The sequence below is a fragment of the Pseudomonas sp. 05N434 genome, assembly GCF_056396965.1.
The window spans coordinates 1-1602 of record NZ_JBFTMK010000797.1; the positions used below are offsets into that span (position 1 = coordinate 1).

Here is a 1602-nt window from a genome sequence, read left to right on the forward strand (position 1 = left end):
ACCGAGGAGACGTTGACGATGCTGCCGCCCTGCCCCCGTTGCCGATTGCTCCCCGCGGTGTATGTCGACCATGAAGCGATCGGCCGGCAGCGGATGCCCGAGCAGGTAGCCCTGCAACGAGTCGCAGCCCAGCTGGGTCAGGAAGTCTTGCTGGACGCCGGTTTCCACCCCTTCGGCGACGATCCGCAGGCCCAGCGCCTGGCCGAGGGCGACGATGGCCGAGACAATGGCCGCGTCGTCGCTGTCGTGCTCCAGATCGCGGACGAAACCCCGGTCGATCTTCAGTTCATTGGCCGGCAGGCGCTTGAGGTACATCAGGCTCGAATAGCCGGTACCGAAGTCATCGATGGACAGGTCGACGCCCATTTCCGACAGCTCCTGCAACACCGTCATGCTCGCATCGGCGTCGCTCATGGCGGTGGTTTCGGTGATTTCCAGGGTCAGGCTGTTGGCCGGCAGATGATGGGTGGCCAGGGCTCTGGCAACGCTCTGCACCAGCCCCGCGTGGCAGAATTGCAAGGCCGAGAGGTTCACCGCGATACGCCAATCGGTGTAACCGAGCACGTACCACTCGCGCATCTGCCGGCAGGCCTCGTTGAGCACCCACTCGCCAATCGGAATGATCAGCCCGGTCTTCTCTGCAAGGTCAATGAACGTGTCCGGCTGCAGCAGGCCCAGGGTCGGATGCTCCCAGCGCAGCAACGCCTCGGCGCCCACTGGTCGGCCATGACCGGCGTCGAATTTGGGCTGGTAATAAAGTTTGAACTGTTGCTGATCGACGGCACTGCGCAAGTCCTGGAGCAATTGCAGCTGTTTGCGCGCGTTGCTGTTCATCGAGGCGTCGAAGAAGCGATGACCGTTTTTCCCGGCGCCTTTGGCGTGGTACATCGCGGCATCGGCGTTCATCAGCAACTCATCGGCCGTCTGACCGTTGCCTGGATAGAGCGCGATGCCGACACTGGCGGAAATCTGCAAGTCATGTTCGGCGACCCGGAACGAGCGCGCAATCAACCCGACCTGACGCTCCGCCAGGCTCAGCGCATCGTTCGGCTCGTTCAGGCGCACCAGCAACACGAACTCGTCGCCGCCGATCCGCGCCAGGGTGTCCTGGCTACGCAGGTCTTCGCGCAGGCGCAGTGCAACTTCACGCAACAGCTGGTCGCCCATGTGATGGCCGAACGCATCGTTGACCGGTTTGAAGCCGTCCAGATCAATGAACATCAACGCAAAACAGCTGCCCTGCTCCTGCACTTTCGATATGGCCTGATCGATACGGTCGGCCAGCAACATGCGGTTGGGCAAACCGGTCAGGGTGTCGTGCAAGGCCAGTTGAGTGAGTTCACGGTTGGCCACGGTCAGCGAGTGGGCGAGGTCCGCGGTGCGAGCCTCCAGGCGGGCATCGAGGATCGACGTCAGCAAGGCGATGCTCAATATCGCCAAGGTGGTGATCAGCACCAGGCTGTCCAGCCCCTTGCCGTTCAAACCACTGACCGCCGCACCACAGAAACTGCCGGCGGCAAAGCGCGCCGCGGCCATGCCGGTGTAGTGCATGCCGACGATGGCAATGCCCATGATGACTGCAGCACCCGCACGGAACAGGCG

Annotated in this window: 1 protein-coding gene; it reads right to left on the minus strand. The window is 62.8% G+C overall.

The annotated features are described in order from the left end of the window. Positions 1-1602 (minus strand): putative bifunctional diguanylate cyclase/phosphodiesterase (locus AC1DLB_RS29475; RefSeq protein ID WP_477786239.1); only part of this gene is annotated, 1602 nt, incomplete at both ends.